The 15,996-nt window shown below is 39.7% G+C and carries 16 protein-coding genes; 5 read left to right on the top strand and 11 right to left on the bottom strand.

The features are described from left to right. Positions 1–64: 64 nt before the first annotated feature. A complete protein-coding gene (locus H5117_RS01610) occupies positions 65–1,909 on the top strand; it encodes a DEAD/DEAH box helicase (protein WP_182736012.1) in 1,845 nt (614 codons plus the stop codon). Positions 1,910–2,145: 236 nt separating this feature from the next. Then, the gene (locus H5117_RS01605) at positions 2,146–2,736 is read left to right on the top strand and encodes a membrane protein (protein ID WP_024596511.1); all 591 of its coding nucleotides are present in this window, start codon (positions 2,146–2,148) and stop codon (positions 2,734–2,736) included. Between the two features lie 76 nt (positions 2,737–2,812). On the opposite strand, the gene H5117_RS01600 is transcribed toward H5117_RS01605, so the two are convergent. The 9 genes from H5117_RS01600 to prmB all read right to left on the bottom strand — a co-directional run bounded on the left by H5117_RS01600 (position 2,813) and on the right by prmB (position 10,478). Further along, positions 2,813–4,366, bottom strand: a complete 1,554-nt coding sequence (locus tag H5117_RS01600) for an AbgT family transporter (RefSeq protein WP_182693393.1) — start codon at positions 4,364–4,366, stop codon at positions 2,813–2,815. A gap of 142 nt (positions 4,367–4,508) precedes the next feature. Continuing rightward, complete coding sequence (locus tag H5117_RS01595) at positions 4,509–4,784, bottom strand: YfcL family protein (RefSeq protein WP_024596509.1); 276 nt, start codon at positions 4,782–4,784, stop codon at positions 4,509–4,511. Continuing rightward, entirely contained in the window at positions 4,781–5,944 is a 1,164-nt protein-coding gene (locus tag H5117_RS01590) for an ATP-NAD kinase family protein (protein ID WP_154903375.1), read from the bottom strand. Before H5117_RS01590 ends, H5117_RS01595 begins: the two co-directional genes overlap by 4 nt. Then, positions 5,934–6,488, bottom strand: coding sequence for an elongation factor P hydroxylase (locus H5117_RS01585; protein ID WP_182695803.1), 555 nt, complete (start codon positions 6,486–6,488; stop codon positions 5,934–5,936). Before H5117_RS01585 ends, H5117_RS01590 begins: the two co-directional genes overlap by 11 nt. A gap of 118 nt (positions 6,489–6,606) precedes the next feature. Beyond that, a complete protein-coding gene (locus H5117_RS01580; RefSeq protein WP_259404207.1) occupies positions 6,607–6,942 on the bottom strand; it encodes a zinc-ribbon domain-containing protein in 336 nt (111 codons plus the stop codon). A 187-nt stretch (positions 6,943–7,129) separates the two neighbouring features. After that, positions 7,130–7,777, bottom strand: coding sequence for a glutathione S-transferase family protein (locus tag H5117_RS01575; RefSeq protein WP_182695804.1), 648 nt, complete (start codon positions 7,775–7,777; stop codon positions 7,130–7,132). A 106-nt stretch (positions 7,778–7,883) separates the two neighbouring features. Then, on the bottom strand, positions 7,884–8,261 hold the full coding sequence (locus tag H5117_RS01570; RefSeq protein ID WP_024591638.1) for a DUF4112 domain-containing protein: 378 nt from the start codon (positions 8,259–8,261) through the stop codon (positions 7,884–7,886). A gap of 119 nt (positions 8,262–8,380) precedes the next feature. Then, complete coding sequence (gene aroC / locus H5117_RS01565) at positions 8,381–9,478, bottom strand: chorismate synthase (protein ID WP_182736010.1); 1,098 nt, start codon at positions 9,476–9,478, stop codon at positions 8,381–8,383. Positions 9,479–9,542: 64 nt separating this feature from the next. Further along, entirely contained in the window at positions 9,543–10,478 is a 936-nt protein-coding gene (prmB, locus tag H5117_RS01560) for a 50S ribosomal protein L3 N(5)-glutamine methyltransferase (RefSeq protein WP_007377743.1), read from the bottom strand. Between the two features lie 152 nt (positions 10,479–10,630). On the opposite strand from prmB, the gene smrB reads away from it, so the two are divergent. Together smrB and H5117_RS01550 are read left to right on the top strand one after the other, a co-directional pair. Next, positions 10,631–11,188, top strand: coding sequence for an endonuclease SmrB (smrB, locus tag H5117_RS01555; protein ID WP_007377742.1), 558 nt, complete (start codon positions 10,631–10,633; stop codon positions 11,186–11,188). Positions 11,189–11,215: 27 nt separating this feature from the next. Then, positions 11,216–12,157 carry an AEC family transporter gene (locus tag H5117_RS01550; RefSeq protein ID WP_182736009.1) on the top strand — a complete coding sequence of 314 codons (942 nt, stop codon included), beginning with the start codon at positions 11,216–11,218 and terminating at the stop codon, positions 12,155–12,157. A gap of 52 nt (positions 12,158–12,209) precedes the next feature. Here the strand turns inward: H5117_RS01550 and H5117_RS01545 are convergent, their stop codons facing one another. Continuing rightward, a complete protein-coding gene (locus H5117_RS01545; protein ID WP_182736008.1) occupies positions 12,210–12,560 on the bottom strand; it encodes a RidA family protein in 351 nt (116 codons plus the stop codon). 18 nt (positions 12,561–12,578) lie between these two features. Continuing rightward, positions 12,579–13,049 carry a phosphohistidine phosphatase SixA gene (sixA, locus tag H5117_RS01540; protein ID WP_024593905.1) on the bottom strand — a complete coding sequence of 157 codons (471 nt, stop codon included), beginning with the start codon at positions 13,047–13,049 and terminating at the stop codon, positions 12,579–12,581. Positions 13,050–13,240: 191 nt separating this feature from the next. Here sixA and H5117_RS01535 point away from each other — a divergent pair, with 191 nt between their 5' ends. Beyond that, the gene (locus tag H5117_RS01535) at positions 13,241–15,964 is read left to right on the top strand and encodes an insulinase family protein (protein ID WP_182695806.1); all 2,724 of its coding nucleotides are present in this window, start codon (positions 13,241–13,243) and stop codon (positions 15,962–15,964) included. Positions 15,965–15,996: the final 32 nt, after the last annotated feature.

Below are 15,996 nucleotides of genomic sequence, written 5' to 3'. Positions count from 1 at the left end.
TACAAGCATTTGCCTCGCGAATCCTATATAATGCGCGCCTCTTTAAATTCGTTGAGGCGTATTAATGTCAGAACCAGTCACGTTTGAATCTCTAAATCTTTCTCCTGCAATTTTGAAGGCAGTTGAAGAGTTGGGTTACAAGACACCATCTGAAATCCAAGCTCAATGTATACCGTTATTGCTAGAAAGAAAGGACGTACTGGGACTAGCTCAAACGGGTACAGGTAAAACCGCAGCATTTGCACTGCCATTACTAAATAATATTGACCCGTCTGTGAAACAGCCACAGATCCTTGTACTCACACCAACACGTGAGCTTGCGATCCAAGTTGCTGAGGCATTCGAACAATATGCTAAACATGTTCGTGGTATTGAAGTATTGGCACTCTATGGTGGCCAAAGCTACAGTATCCAATTAAGCGCACTTCGTCGTGGCGCTCAGGTTATTGTTGCAACTCCAGGTCGTTTAATCGATCACATTAACCGTGGCACTATCAAGTTTGATGCTCTACAAGCACTTGTACTTGATGAAGCCGATGAAATGTTACGTATGGGCTTTATCGATGATGTAGAAAGCATCATGGAAAAAACACCGCGCGAAAAGCAAACATGTCTTTTCTCTGCGACTATGCCTAAGCAAATTCAAAACATCAGCAGCAAGTATATGAATAACCCTGAACAGGTTCATATTTCTGCGCGTAACTCTACAGTATCATCTGTTGAGCAAGTGTTTTGGAATGCAAGCGTACATAAAAATAAAGCAATTGTTCGCTTCTTAGAAGCTGAGCAATATGAAGGTGCTATTGTTTTCGTACGTACGCGTAACGATACAGTACAACTTGCTGAGTTATTAGAGCGCGAAGGTTTCTCTGCTGCTCCACTTAACGGTGACATGAACCAGCAAGCACGTGAACGCACTGTAGATCGCTTAAAAAGTGGCATGCTAAACATTGTTATTGCAACAGATGTAGCGGCACGTGGTCTTGATGTTGACCGTTTAAGCTTAGTTATCAACTACGATATCCCACAAGATTCTGAAGCCTACGTTCACCGTATCGGCCGTACAGGTCGTGCTGGTCGTACTGGTAAAGCAATCTTATTCGTAAAACATAACGAACGTTATTTACTTAAAAATATCATTCGTCATACGAAGTCTGAAATTGCTCAAGTTGAATTACCTACAGCAAAAATTGTTGAAGAAAAACGTATCGAAGCGTTACAAGCAAAATTAACTATTGCGCTTGAAAACAAAGACATCACGTTCTTCAATGAAGTAGCTACTAACATGGCCGAAAAACTTGATCTTCCTCTTGAAAGCTTAGCGGGTGCGTTACTGTGTTTAGCACAGCAACAATCGCCAATTAAAGTTGAAGAAGTTAAGATTCAACCTCGTGAACGTAACGAGCGTAACGACCGCAATTCACGCAACGATCGTGGTGACCGTGGACGTCGTAACGAACGTGGCGGCGAACGTGGTGGTGAACGCGCTGAGCGTAAACCTCGCGAACGTAACAGCCGTGATGCAGGTCCTATGGATACGTACCGTATCGAAGTAGGTCGTGAACATGGTGTTCAGGTTAAAAATATTGTTGGCGCTATCGCTAACGAAGCTGACATCTCAAGCAAGTTTATTGGTGATATTCGTCTACACGACAATCACAGCACGGTTCAATTACCGCAAAACATGCCTAAAGATGTACTTGATCACTTCCAAAAAGTGTTTATTTGTAAACGCCCTATGGGCTTAACAATTACAACTGATCAAGGTCCTGCTGAACCACGTGGCGAACGCTCTGAGCGTCCAGGTGGTGATAAGAAACGCAGCTTTAATAAAGATGACGGCGCACGCGGTGATAAGCGCAGCGGTCCTCGTAAAGAACGTCGCCCTGTAAGCTTCACAGCTAAATAAGCAACGACTCTTTAATAAAAAAACCTTGCCACGAAAGTGACAAGGTTTTTTTGTTTTTAAGCTGCTGCTACAGTGAAAACAAAGTAAACTTTCGCGTCAATTCAATAGCGGCTTGAGATAGTTTTTTTAGCCTGAGTTCGGGTTGCTTAATGCCTATAAATACATTTCTCTGATTTTTAAAATAACAAAAATTCTGTAAACTAGACAAAGGCTATAGTTCACGGACGAATTAAAAATTGAAAAAGATTTACGACAACTTGCTCTTTGTAGCAATAGTACTCCCCATTTTATTATGCATCACTATACCTATTTTAATGGACTTTACAGATCCACCATTCATCTCAAATGAACTATACGACGCTGTTTTCTTTATAACCCTCCCTATTATCTGTTGTGCACTATTTATCTATTTAAATATACTTATATTCAATAAATATAAACGCTGCAGTAAATATAGAGAATCACTTAAATACAATTTCTCAGATACTAAAATAAAATTAGCATCCATTTTCATGTACCCATTATCCCCTTTATTAATCTTTGGAATACTCTATGTTTTTATCTCTGATCCTATTAAATTATGGGCTTACTACACACAAGGCGACTATTGGTATAAAGAATACATCCTGACCGATGTACAAGAGTGTGGCACTGAGTATGAAGATAGCTGTACTCGTTTATACTTCAAAGACCCTAAAACGAATAAGATTCATGATTTTAGGTGGTATGACGATAAGTCTACAATAATGAACAACAAAAATGATTATGTGTATATTGTTGGAGAGGCCAGCTTATTTGGCTATATAGTGAGAGATTTAGAAAGATAACTTAGACTTACTTTTACATTACAGGACTTTTATTTAAAAACCTCACTCAAGTGAGTGAGGTTCATAAAGGTTTAGGCTAAGGCAATGCTGGATAAATGTAGCTTGCATCTAAACCTAAAGGAATACCAAGTGCCCAATAACCTAATAAAAAGATACTCCAGCCAATCATAAAGGCAATTGAGTACGGCAGCATAATAGCAATTAAAGTGCCTATACCGGTGCCTTTGACATACTTTTGACAGTACACCACCACTAATGGGAAGTATGGCATTAACGGTGTAATAATATTAGAGCTTGAGTCACCTACACGATAAGCGGCTTGAGTTAAGTCTGGCGAAATGCCAAGTTGCATTAACATCGGTACAAAAATGGGGCCAAGTAACGCCCATTTTGCTGAACTTGAACCTACAAACAAGTTAACAAAGCCAGTTAAAAAGATAATGCCTACAACCGTTACTGCACTTGGCAATTCCATCGCCTTTAATAACTGCGCACCTTCAATTGCGAGCAGTGCACCTAAATTTGATTTACTAAATGCAGCAATAAATAGCGAACAGAAAAACGCCATGACGATATAATATGCCATGCCGCTCATCGCTTTACTCATAGCATCAATCATATCTTTTGAAGTATTAAAGGTACCTACCGTAAAACCATATACAGTGCCTGGGATCCAAAAAAGTAAAAATATTAGTGGTACAATTGATTGCATTAAAGGAGAGCTAAAATTAGTAAGGGATCCGTCACTACTGCGCATTGCAGAATCGTCTGGAGCAGAGACAAATGCTAATAACGCAAGTCCAGCAATCATCACGGTACTGGCTATATAAAAGGCACGTTTTTCATCACTACGTGCATCTTCAAATACAGGTAAATCCTCTTTAGCACCATCAACTGCTGTTTTTTGTAAACGTGGTTCAATAATTTTATCGGTAATGTACCAGCCTAATGCCACAATAAATAAGCTAGATGCTGAAGCAAATGCCCAGTTATTTAACGGGTTAATTGTTATTGCAGGATTAATTATTTGCGCCGCACTTTGGGTAAAGCTTTGTAGTAATGGATCAATCCCTGATGGAATAAAGTTAGCCCCAAAACCACCACTGACTCCTGCAAATGCAGCTGCAATACCCGCAAGCGGATGGCGTCCTGCTGCATAAAATATAACACCGGCAAGTGGAATAACTAATACATAACCTGCGTCAGTAGCGGTATGGCTCACAATGGCCACTAAAATGATTGAAGGCGTTAATAGCTTTTTAGGAGTAACTTTAAGCATTAACTTAAGGCCGGTATTAATAAATCCCGAATGCTCTGCAACACCGACACCTAACATAGCTACTAAAACGACACCTAAGGGAGCAAAGCCAGTAAAGGTTTTTACCATAGAGGATAAAAAAGTAGCGAGCGAATCACTTGCCAGCATATTATTAATAATAATCGCTTCACCGGTACGTGGGTCTATTGCATCAAAGCTCACGCCTGAAAACCACCACGACAAAAACCAAATTAATAACATTGCAAATAGAAATATTACGGCTGGATCTGGAAGCTTATTTCCTACTCGCTCAACAAAATTTAAAAAACGCGCTACAACCCCTGAAGGTAAAGCGTCTTGATTATTATTCATTTTTATTGTTCCTAAAATTTATTTTAGTAACAATATCGCATAAAAACAAAACAGTAAATTAACATGGGAATGTGCTTTAAAAGTTTTGGGCACAAAAAAACACGATAGTGATAAACAAATCGTGTTTTTTTGCCACTTAGGGTTAAGCGAGGGCTTTAACTTCATCCCACAAGCGTGCAACTAATGCCTTGTCTTCTTCGTTAAGCTCGCCGTTGCGATATGCTTTAACTAAGCTTTGCTCTACAGTTTCATTTAGCTCATCTATACTGATTGTCAGCTTTTCTACTTCGGCATAACCAACTGCAAGATCAAAATGACCTCGTAAATAGCCGCCAGCAAATAACTCATCGTCAGTTGCTTTTATTACTAAATCATCGAAGTACTGCTGGGCTGCATCGATATAGTTCACTAAACTCATTTATTAATCTCCTGGTTTTGCAAAGCACCTGTATTTTCAAGGTTTTGGTGCCCTACTGCATACATAATATGGTCGTTAAATCCGGTGGTTACTTTAATATAACCGGTTAATTCATCATCTAATTCGCCATCGCCTGTATCACAAATAAGGGGGCGACCATTAAGCGCTAGTAGTTTTGTTTTTGTTGCTACTACAATAATATTTTCTTTGCCAATTGCGCGTATAAGCAAAGGACTCAATTGCTGGTTACCACGGCCAAATATATGCCCTTGCCCGCCAATGAGCGTAATGACTAACTTAGTACTTTGATCATGTGTAAGCTCAAGCAATTGCTTAGCCGTTAAATCTTGGGCAACTAAGGTTTGATCTTTTATTAAATCAACACCAAGTAACGTATTTTCAAGCCCCATTTCTTCCATTATGGCTTCAACCGTTGAGCCGCTACCCATAATATAAAATGTGTCTTCATCCATTTGCGATACAACATGCGCTGCAATGTCGGCAAGTACGAGTTCGTCGGTTTCTTTACCGCCATTTTTAACCGCTTGCATATAGCGTACTTCGCTAGGTGTTTGCATTTCGCCGTAGCGTTTGGCTTTTACTGTGCCTTGCCTGAAAGCATCTTCATCTATATCCATTACATCTGCATCGGCTAAGGTAACTAACTCCCCCTTAACCAGCATTTCGACTACGCGCCCTGCAGCCTTTGGCGTGATAGCGTAAACACCAGAATGAATTTTACAACCTGCGGGAATACCAAGTACGGGAATGGTATCCTCTATTGCATGGCAAATGTTACGTGCTGTACCGTCGCCTCCGGCAAATAAGACTAAATCAACACCAGAGTTTTTAAGTATTTTTGCGGCTTGTTCTGTGTCATCTGGGGTTGTTATTGCAGAAGTGTTATATACAACCTCTACATTAAAGCCCAAAGCTTTTGCTGTTTGCTCACCCATGTCACCGTTAACAGTGTAAATGGTTAAGCGTTCTTTATAAGGTAATAGCACCTCAAGCGCTGCTTTTGTTCGGCTATTTGCTTTTGGCTCTGCGCCTAACTCTATTGCTTTTGCCGCTGTGTGTGCGCCATCACTGCCTTTTAAAGCGACTGTGCCACCTAAACCTGCTACAGGGTTTACAATTAAGCCTAATTTAAACGCCATTACAAAGCTCCTTTGGATGTTGCCACTTAAATTGCTGCGCTGTTAAGGGCCACGGTGTATTGTAAAAATCACACACTGCTTTTAAAAGTGACTCTGTACGAGAGTTAAAGCCATTTTCGATTAGCGATAATACCCGTGCATATACTCGCTGCTGAAAATCAAACCGACACGTTTGCTCGCCGTTTAAATTATCCACCGACACATTAAAATTAAACCCTGCTGCTGTGCTTAATAACCACTCTATAGCTTGGGGCTTTATTTCTACCTTTTCAAACTCAGCTTGTTTTTGTTTGTCGCGCCCATCAGGGCAGTACCAATAGCCGTAGTCTTCTAATAACCGACGTGCATCACCGGCCACCAGCCAGTGTGCTATTTCATGTAATGCACTGGCATAAAAACCATGCGCAAATACAACCTGGTGATATGGCACCTGCTCTGTTGCTGGTAAATACACAGGCTCACAATCGCCTTTTATCAGTCGTGTATTGTGACTTTGATAAAAAGTGCGCTCAAAAATTGAAATTAGATCAGCTATTTGATGCATAAAAATTGATTAATTCGTCTCGGTTACAGCGCCATATTAGCGCACTAAAAACGAGACGAATTGTACGGGCTTTTACAACTAAAGTAAAAATAAGGCGTGATAGTAAAATATAAGCGGATTAATCTTTCACTTTATTGATATTTTTAATAATACCTAAACAGTAAAGCGTATTGGCAAGTTCTTTACGCTGTGTTTTTTCACTTGAGGTTTTATTGGCTAAGCTAGTTAACATATCGTACCGTTTACGTAGAGTTAGTATATATCTGGCATGCTTACGGCATTCAAAACAACGTGTACAGTGTGAATCGACCCAAAAATCAAGTACCTCAAACCAATATTGCTGCTCTTGAGCAAAAAAAATAAATGCCTTAGAGCAACTTTCGCACTTCTCTTCAATATCAACATAAAGTGCCCGAGGGTCAATGGCATAGTTTTGCTTTTTTCTATCTGCCAATATTACCGTATTAGGGAAGTATTTAAGCCTCGAGTAACGCCAGTGCGCATTCTCTATCGCCTCTATTGTCACTGAGGTATTGGTAGTTATCGGTTTATTGCCATACCTTGGGTGATTTAGATACATAAGCAGCCTAGTTTAAACTTATGATTTTAAGGCACATAACATGCCATATGAAAAACAATAATTATACAGGCGTTCCTGCTTCATCACACTCTACAATATCGGTTTCGGTTAATGCCTGAGTGATCCATGCTTGCAATACGGGGCAACGCATAACAAAGTCACAATATTGTTGCGCCTCTGGCGATAACGTAATTTGATACGTTTTTAAACGCAATACAATAGGTACGTACATAGCATCAGCAATACTAAAGTCACCAAAAAACCACTCGTTTGGAAACACATCTTGTTGCTGTGCAAATATCTCGTCTATACGGGCTATGTCTTTTAATGCTTCGCTCGATAGGACTACTTTACGGGTAGCTCTTATATTCATTGGCACTTCGCTGCGCAGCGCCATAAAGCCTGAATGCATTTCAGCGCTTAGCGCACGCGCTTTAGCTCTTTGGGTAATATATTTTGGCCATGCAGCGCCTGATAAGTAAGCATCGTTAATATATTCACAAATTGCTAGTGAATCCCAAACCTGTAAATCGCCATCAATTAACGCTGGAACTTTTTGCACAGCAAAGGTCTTTTTTAGTTCACTGTAAAAATCAGGGGTGTCGAGTACCAGCTGGGTTTCACTAAACTCAACATCAAATTTACTCATTAAATACCATGCGCGTAATGACCAGCTGGAGTAGTTTTTATTACCGATAAATAATTGCATATTGTAAATACCAAAGTGAATAGACGCTCCTACCTTACTAGGTGATTAAACAACCAACAACATTTTGTTTAAAGTCTCTTTGCTAACGGTTACTTAAAGCTATTAATTACTCACTTAACTGCTTGTTTAAATGTTTTTTTAATAGTTGTGTATTACGCGTATTAGCTTTAAAAAACGCATCAAATATATCGCCAAAAAACGGCACTAAGCCGCCCACAAAGTCAATGAGCATATTGATAATCATCTTAGTCTTTATACGTTTACTCACACCTAAACGCTGCGCTTCTATAAGCACATAGCTTGATAAAATTAGCCCTGCGGCATCACCTATAACGGGAATTAAACCAATCACAGCCTCTAGGCCTATATTAAATTTAGTAAAAGGAATACCAATGCTGCTATCCGTTAACTTACTGAAACGTTCTAAGCGGGCTATTGCAGCCTGGGCTTTTATTTGTGAGTGTTCATTAATATTATCGTTCATGATTACTACCCTCCTTCTTGCAGTATATAGGACCTACTTGAACAACTCCTGAAAGGCTTTAAACTAAATTACAGACATAAAAAAACGCGGTAATCCGCGTTTTTTATAATTATAAATACTTAAACAGAGCCGTTAATTGGGCCGTGCTGATGATTTACATGCGGATTTTGTCCGCGTTGACGCAGTAAATGGTCCATTAATGTAATAGCCATCATTGCCTCAGCAATCGGGATTGCACGAATACCCACACACGGATCGTGACGACCTTTAGTGATCATCTCAACCGCTTCGTTGCTTGTATTAATGCTGTTACCTGGAATAGTAATGCTCGACGTTGGTTTTAGCGCAATAGAAGCAATAATGTCTTGCCCTGTCGAAATACCCGCAAGTACACCACCTGCATGATTTGATGTAAAACCTTCAGGGGTTAGCTCGTCGCGATGCTCAGAGCCTTTTTGCTCAACCACATCAAAGCCATCACCAATTTCAACGCCTTTAACCGCGTTAATACTCATTAATGAGTGTGCAAGTTCGGCGTCAAGGCGGTCAAATACTGGCTCACCAAGACCAACAGGTACATTGCTTGCCACTACTTTTACTTTAGCGCCAACTGAGTCACCTTGCTTTTTAAGGTCACGCATATATTCGTCAAGCGCTTCAATCTTACTTGCATCAGGGAAGAAAAATAAGTTATTTTCCACTTCATCCCAGTCAAACGTTTCCGCCTTAATAGGGCCAAGCTGACTTAAACATGCTTTAACTTCAATACCATGAAATTGCTTTAAGTATTTTTTAGCAATAGCACCTGCCGCTACGCGAATCGCGGTTTCGCGTGCAGATGAACGACCGCCACCGCGATAATCGCGCAAGCCGTACTTATGCCAATACGTGTAATCGCCATGACCTGGGCGAAATACATCTTTAATTTTGCCGTAATCTTGCGAGCGTTGATCGGTATTTTCAATCAATAAACCAATGCTGGTTCCTGTGGTTTTACCTTCAAAAACGCCTGCTAATATTTTTATTTGATCGCTTTCACGGCGCTGCGTTGTATAACGGCTTTGGCCTGGTTTTCGGCGATCTAAATCAATTTGTAAGTCGGCCTCTGTGATTTCAAGACCTGCGGGAGTACCATCAACAACGCCGCCTAATGCAACGCCGTGGCTCTCACCAAAGGTGGACACTTTAAATAACTGCCCAATGCTATTACCTGCCATTAACTTTCCTCATTCCTAATGACTACCAACAGCCAAGCACAGGGCTTGGCTATTCATTTTTTACTTATTTTGCAAAATACTCATCTAGCTGCTTTTTACTAATTACAAATACACCTAAGCCGCCTTGTTCAAATTCAATCCATTCAAACGGCGCGCCCGGATACAGTGCATCCATATGTACCATAGAGTTACCAACTTCTACAAATAACAAACCGTTATCAGTTAGATGTTCACTCGCTTCGCTCAATATAGTACGGGTTACATCTAAACCATCGTGGCCTGATGCAAGCCCAAGCTCTGGCTCATGATGAAATTCGCGTGGTAAGTCAGCCATATCTTCTGCATCAACATATGGTGGGTTTGCTACTATTAGGTCGTATTTTTGACCTGGTACACCGCTAAATACATCAGACTGAATCGGTAACACGCGATCACTCAACATGTAATCGTTAATGTTAATGTCTGTGACTTCAAGCGCTTCATACGATATATCTACCGCATCAACTTGTGCCTGCTCAAAAGCTTGCGCAAGTGCAATTGCGATACAACCCGAACCCGTACATAAATCTAATATACGGTTTACCGATTGTGGCTCTTCAAGCCACGGCGTAAAGCGGTTACTAATAAGCTCGGCAAATGGTGAGCGAGGTATAAGTACACGTTCATCAACATAAAACGGCATACCCGCAAACCATGCAATGTTTGTTAAGTAAGGTACTGGTGTGCAGTCGTTAATACGTTCTGCAATAAGACCCGCAAGTCGGTTTTTTTCTGTGCTTGTTAAACGCGCGTGCATTAATTCTTTTGGCGCATCAACAGGCAAGCTAAGCGCAGGCAGTAATAAGCTTACAGCTTCATCCCATGCGTTATCTGTACCATGTCCAAAAAATATACTACTACTTGCAAATTGGCTTGTAGTCCAACGTAACCAGTCATGTAAAGTTGACAGTTCTGCAACGGCTTCTTCGAGTGTTGCTTCTTCTATTTGTAAATCGCTCATATATTTTTACCTGTATTAGCTTACTGACTGTTTTGAGTCTTTAAGACGATTGCATTGCCTATCTGCGCTGGGCAAATTACAATTGCCCCTCATTTAAGTATTGTACCGCCTTTTGCGCTGCGTTTTTACGTTTTTTTGTTTAGGTAATAGTTATGAAAAAAGACACTCCATCACATTCGTCCCTAAGCAATGACGACATAAGCTTATTTCGTCAAACGATCACAGGCGCCAAAGTATTTAAACAAGATACTCATCGTTTTGATACAAAGCCTAAGGTGTCACAAGCTAAGCAATTTGCCCAGCAAAAAAAGCAGGCTCAATCTGAATTTTTCTTCTCAGACGTTTATATTCCCGATATAGACACCCACGGCACGGTTAAATATGTAAAACCTGGCCAAGATACTTTCCTAGCTAAACAGCTTCGCCGTGGTGACTTTGCACCCGATTTGACGCTAGATTTACATGGCTTAAATAAAGAACTTGCTAAAGACGAACTCGCTGGACTCATTCACGAATGTAAAAAGCAGCATTATTATTGTGCATGTGTAGTGCACGGTATTGGTGGCGGCGTACTAAAGCACAAAGTGCCTCAGTACTTAGTACAGCACCCTGACGTAATAGCGATGCACCAAGCCCCTCTCGAATATGGTGGAAGAGGCGCTGTACTTATTTTAATTAATTTACCGCAAAGTGATGAATTTAGACGCTAACTTTAGCCATTACTAGGATGTAACTACGTGCATATTTTTTCAATTATTTTTCCGCTCATTTTTATTGTGGCACTGGGTTATGGATGTTGTAAGTTAAAGTTTTTTAACGAACAACACATTGCGGGTCTAAGTAGATTTACTTTTTATGTGAGTTTACCGGCCTTTTTAGTACTAAATATGTCGCAAATAAACTTACAGCAAAGTATTAGCCTTTTTGCATTTTTGAGCTTTTACATACCTGTTTTGAGTGTGTTTGGATTAGGCATTTTAATTGACCGCTTTTACTTAAATAAGCCATGTCTCAATAATAAAGCAATAAATTATCAACAACACAGCGTATTTGGTTTGGCAGGAAGTTATTCAAATATGGTGTTGGTAGGTATCCCAATTGTTATAGCGTCACTGGGTAAAGAGATGATTGCTATTGCATTTATGATCATCACCTTTCATAGCACATTGCTATTTGCCCTGACCTTTTTAATTGGGGCAAAAGGAAGTGCTGAAAACTTCTCATGGTATAACTTTAGCAAGAGTATGGTGCTAAACCCTATCGTACTGAGTATTGGTTGCGGGTTGATCATTAATGTATCTGGGCTTAGCTTATATGACAATTTAGTAAGCAGTATAGATTTACTCGCCAAACCCGCTATTCCGTGTGCTTTATTTGTACTAGGCGCAAACTTAGTATTTTATAAAATAGCCTCAAACTGGCAGCCCGCGCTTATATCTTCATTATTAAAAATTATTATATTACCGGCTGGGGTATTTGTTGCAGCAACTTATGTGTTTGAGTTAGATGAGCAAATAAGAAATGTGCTAGTTCTATTGAGTGCATCACCTGTAGGGGTAAATGCTTACTTAATTGCGTGTCAGTTAAAACAGCATCAAGCAACGCTTGCAGGGACGGTGGTACTTTCTACTATATTGTGTATGTTGAGTTTTAGCTTTTGGTTGGCTATTTTGCTTTAAACAACTATATAACTAACAAAACTGCCATGAGCTATATAATTGTTTAATCAAATTACTTTAAGGCCGCTACAACAGATATTTCTACGAGTAGTGCATCACGTGCCATTTTAGCTTCCACACAGGCACGTGCTGGTGTATAACCCTCGGGTACCCATGCATCCCATACTGTATTCATATCAGCAAAGTATTCCATGCTCTTTACATAAATAGTCGCGCTAAGCATATGTTCTTTTGAACTCCCTGCTTCATCAAGCAGCGCCTCTACTTTAACAAGCATAGTTTGAGTTTGCTCTTTAATACCTTTTTGCGCGTCGGCGCATACCTGCCCACATAAATACACAGTGCCATTATGTTTTACTATGCGGCTCATGCGCGCACCTGTTTGTAAGCGTTCTATCGTCATAATACTTTTCTCAATTATTTAAAGATTTTCTGGGGCATTTATACTTATATAACTACTACGCTGGGTTTGCTCATCATAACTAATAACAGCAACAGCACCTGTATTAAAAATTGGCATATTACCAGGGCTTAATTGGTCCACTAAATAACTTACAATAGGCATGTGTGCCACTATAAGCCATGTATTGCATTGGGGATGAGTAGCAATAAGCGTTTCAAGATAGTCAGCAGCAATTTGAGGTTTGCCTTCGGGGATAATATCGGACGTGGTTTCGCTAAATTTAAATACGTTATTTTTAGCTACACCTGCAGCTGTTTGCTGTGCACGAATGTAAGGACTAACTAACAGTGCATCAGGGCAATGTGCTTTACTGAGCCAAAGGCCCATTTTTTCAGCTTCATCGTGCCCTGCTTGGGTTAAATTTCTACCTGCATCATCAGCCTGCATGGGTGTTGCTTCGCCGTGGCGCATTATTAGGATTGTTTTCATAAAAAATCAACCGATTAAAGAATATAAAACAGTAGCCAGTTTGCCCATTTGTCAGCTATATTAACAACATAAATCTATTTATTTCTAAATAATTCTTTCATGAGATTCAGGTAAATCTTTAAGCTGTATTTCGCTTTCCTGAAGCCATCATCTGTTGTTAACAAGTAAACGTTTAGTTTCAGGAGCATCATTTGAATATCAGCCGCAATGATAACAGAGCATACCGCGCCTTTACACTGGACAATGGTCTAAAAGTACTATTAGTGCAAGATAAAGATTCTACAAAAGCGGCAGCATCAATGGCAGTTAACGCCGGGCATTTTGACGATCCTCTTGATAGGCAAGGCCTAGCACACTTTTTAGAGCACATGCTTTTTTTAGGCACAGACCAATACCCAGATTCAGGCAGTTTTAATAATTTTGTTTCGCAAGCTGGCGGGAACACTAATGCGTGGACTGGCACTGAGCATACCTGTTACTTTTTTGATATTAATAACCAAGAATTTGAACAGGCGCTTACCCAATTTAGCCGTTTTTTTATTGCGCCACTTTTAAATTCAGCCGAAACAGAAAAAGAACGCAACGCAATTGAAGCCGAGTTTAAACTAAAAATAAAAGACGATGGTCGCCGTATTTATCAAGCCCACAAAGAAACGGTAAATCCAGCTCATCCATTTGCTAAATTTTCTGTAGGAAACCTACAAACCTTAGCTGACAGAGAGCGCTGTATTAGTGATGAGCTTCGCGACTTTTTTAATAGTCAGTACCAAGCTCAGTGGATGACTTTAGTTATTTGCGCAAACGAAACATTAAACACACTACAAAGCTGGGCACAAACTTACTTTGGCGCAATTAAGGGTAATAAAAACCTCAAAAAGCCAGAGATCAGTGAGCCACTCTATCGCAAACAAGACATAGGAAAAATACTTCATATTGAGCCGCATAAGCATATGCAAAAACTTATCATAAGTTTTGCTATGCCTAATATTGACGACTTTTATCGCCACAAAACAGTGAGTTTTATTGCCCATTTACTTGGCTATGAAGGCGCGGGTTCTCTTTATTCTATTTTAAAAGAGCAAGGCTGGATAAACGCGCTTTCTGCTGGCGGTGGTATTAATGGCAGCAACTTTAAAGACTTTAATATTAGTTTAGCGCTTACCGATGAAGGTATTGAATACTTCGAAGACATTATTGAAATGGTGTTTGAATACATTTGCTTAATTAACGATAACACCGAAAAATTGCCGCGCTTATACCAAGATAAAAAAAATCTATTACAAATAGCATTCGATAACCAAGAAAAGTCACGCTTGATTGATTGGGTCAGTAATTTAAGCATTAATATGCAGCATTACGACGAAGCAAATTACGTGCAAGGCGACTATTTAATGGAAGGCTTTAAAAAAGCGACCCACGAAATGGCCATGCAGTGGTTAACGCCACATAATATGCGCATCGTACTTATACATCCAGATGTAGAGCCTGAACATAAAACCGCATGGTACAACACACCATATAAAGTAGAACATATTTCACCTAATTGGCTTGATGCACTTAGCGAGATAAATAAACCGCTGAGCGAAATGCTGCTGCCTACCGCTAATCCTTATTTGACAAAAGAAGTGGTGTTATTTGATGTCATAAAACCACAAACGAAACCCGAGTTATTAGTAAAAGAACCCGGTTTTGACTTTTGGTTTAAACAAGACAACACATTTCGTGTTGCTAAAGGTCATTTTTATTTGGCCATGGATTCTGATTTTGCCGTAAAAGATGTAAAGCATATGGCACTCACCCGCTTATTTACAGATTTATTTATGGATAGCGTAGGCGAGCAATTTTATCCTGCAGAACTTGCTGGACTTAGCTACCACTTAACCTCGCATCAAGGTGGATTAACTCTACATACCGCTGGGCTTTCATCCAGTCAGTTAGAGCTTGTTGATCAATTAATAGATGCTTTATTTAATGTAGAAATTTGTGCAAAACGCTTTGCTGAATATAAAAAACAACTTGTAAGGCATTGGCGCAATAGCAACCAAAACAAACCAGTCAGTGAGTTATTTAGTATTTTAGGCGCAAAAATAATGCCTTGGAACCCTCAACCTGGGGAGCTTGCATCGGCATTAAAAAACACCTGTTTTCAGCAATTTAATGAGTTCAGAACAGACTTTTTTAAAGCACTACATGTTGAATCATTTTTACATGGTAACTGGCAGCAAAGTGATGCATTAGCCTTTCAAAAAAAGGTCGCCGAACACCTAAAAAACGCAGCCATAATTGAAGATTTAAGACGCCCCCTTTTTGAAATTAAAAAAGTAACTCGCTACGAGTTAGAACTTCCTTGTAGCGACCATGCCATGGTAGTTTACTATCAGGCGCAAACGGATTGCGTGGCCGAAAAAGTAAAAATGATGGCGTTAAATCATTTAATTAATCAAGATTACTTTAACGAGTTACGAACAACACAACAGCTAGGTTATTTAGTGGGCGCAGGTTATGCACCTTTTAATACTCGTGCTGGAATAGCATTTTATGTGCAGTCACCTAAGTTTGATGCAAAAACATTATTGCATCGTCATAACAGCTTTATTAAAAAATACCTTGATAACATTGATGCACTTGATGAAAACGATTGGCAACAGCAAAAACATGGCCTTAGTACTCATATTGCAGAAAAAGATAAAAACTTGCGTCTGCGCTCACAACGGTTATGGCTTGCTATTGGTAACAGAGATCACGAATTTCATATGCAGCAGCGACTTTTAGATGCCCTAAACGCACTAACACTAAGAGAAGTAAAAGTTTATGCACTAAGCCTATTTGATGATAATAGACCAAGATATGAGCTTTTAAGCTCGGCGAAAGTCAGTAAATCTCAAAATATGCCCGTTTACTCTCAATCTCTTTGACTCTAGGTTTAGCTTGTTTTAAATTATCATTT

The organism is Pseudoalteromonas sp. SG45-1 (genome assembly GCF_014164135.1).
GTDB classification, from domain to species: Bacteria; Pseudomonadota; Gammaproteobacteria; order Enterobacterales; family Alteromonadaceae; genus Pseudoalteromonas; species Pseudoalteromonas distincta.
The sequence above is the reverse complement of the archived record's forward strand: the minus strand, read 5'-3'. Positions and strand labels throughout refer to the sequence as shown.

What these genes read in the sequence shown, in the direction of transcription:
- H5117_RS01610 (WP_182736012.1), top strand. Translation starts at nt 65, where the DNA reads ATGTCAGAACCAGTCACGTTTGAATCTCTAAATCTTTCTCCTGCAATT.
- H5117_RS01600 (WP_182693393.1), bottom strand. Translation starts at nt 4,366, where the DNA reads ATGAATAATAATCAAGACGCTTTACCTTCAGGGGTTGTAGCGCGTTTT.
- H5117_RS01595 (WP_024596509.1), bottom strand. Translation starts at nt 4,784, where the DNA reads ATGAGTTTAGTGAACTATATCGATGCAGCCCAGCAGTACTTCGATGAT.
- H5117_RS01590 (WP_154903375.1), bottom strand. Translation starts at nt 5,944, where the DNA reads ATGGCGTTTAAATTAGGCTTAATTGTAAACCCTGTAGCAGGTTTAGGT.
- H5117_RS01585 (WP_182695803.1), bottom strand. Translation starts at nt 6,488, where the DNA reads ATGCATCAAATAGCTGATCTAATTTCAATTTTTGAGCGCACTTTTTAT.
- H5117_RS01575 (WP_182695804.1), bottom strand. Translation starts at nt 7,777, where the DNA reads ATGCAATTATTTATCGGTAATAAAAACTACTCCAGCTGGTCATTACGC.
- H5117_RS01570 (WP_024591638.1), bottom strand. Translation starts at nt 8,261, where the DNA reads ATGAACGATAATATTAATGAACACTCACAAATAAAAGCCCAGGCTGCA.
- aroC (WP_182736010.1), bottom strand. Translation starts at nt 9,478, where the DNA reads ATGGCAGGTAATAGCATTGGGCAGTTATTTAAAGTGTCCACCTTTGGT.
- prmB (WP_007377743.1), bottom strand. Translation starts at nt 10,478, where the DNA reads ATGAGCGATTTACAAATAGAAGAAGCAACACTCGAAGAAGCCGTTGCA.
- smrB (WP_007377742.1), top strand. Translation starts at nt 10,631, where the DNA reads ATGAAAAAAGACACTCCATCACATTCGTCCCTAAGCAATGACGACATA.
- H5117_RS01545 (WP_182736008.1), bottom strand. Translation starts at nt 12,560, where the DNA reads ATGACGATAGAACGCTTACAAACAGGTGCGCGCATGAGCCGCATAGTA.
- sixA (WP_024593905.1), bottom strand. Translation starts at nt 13,049, where the DNA reads ATGAAAACAATCCTAATAATGCGCCACGGCGAAGCAACACCCATGCAG.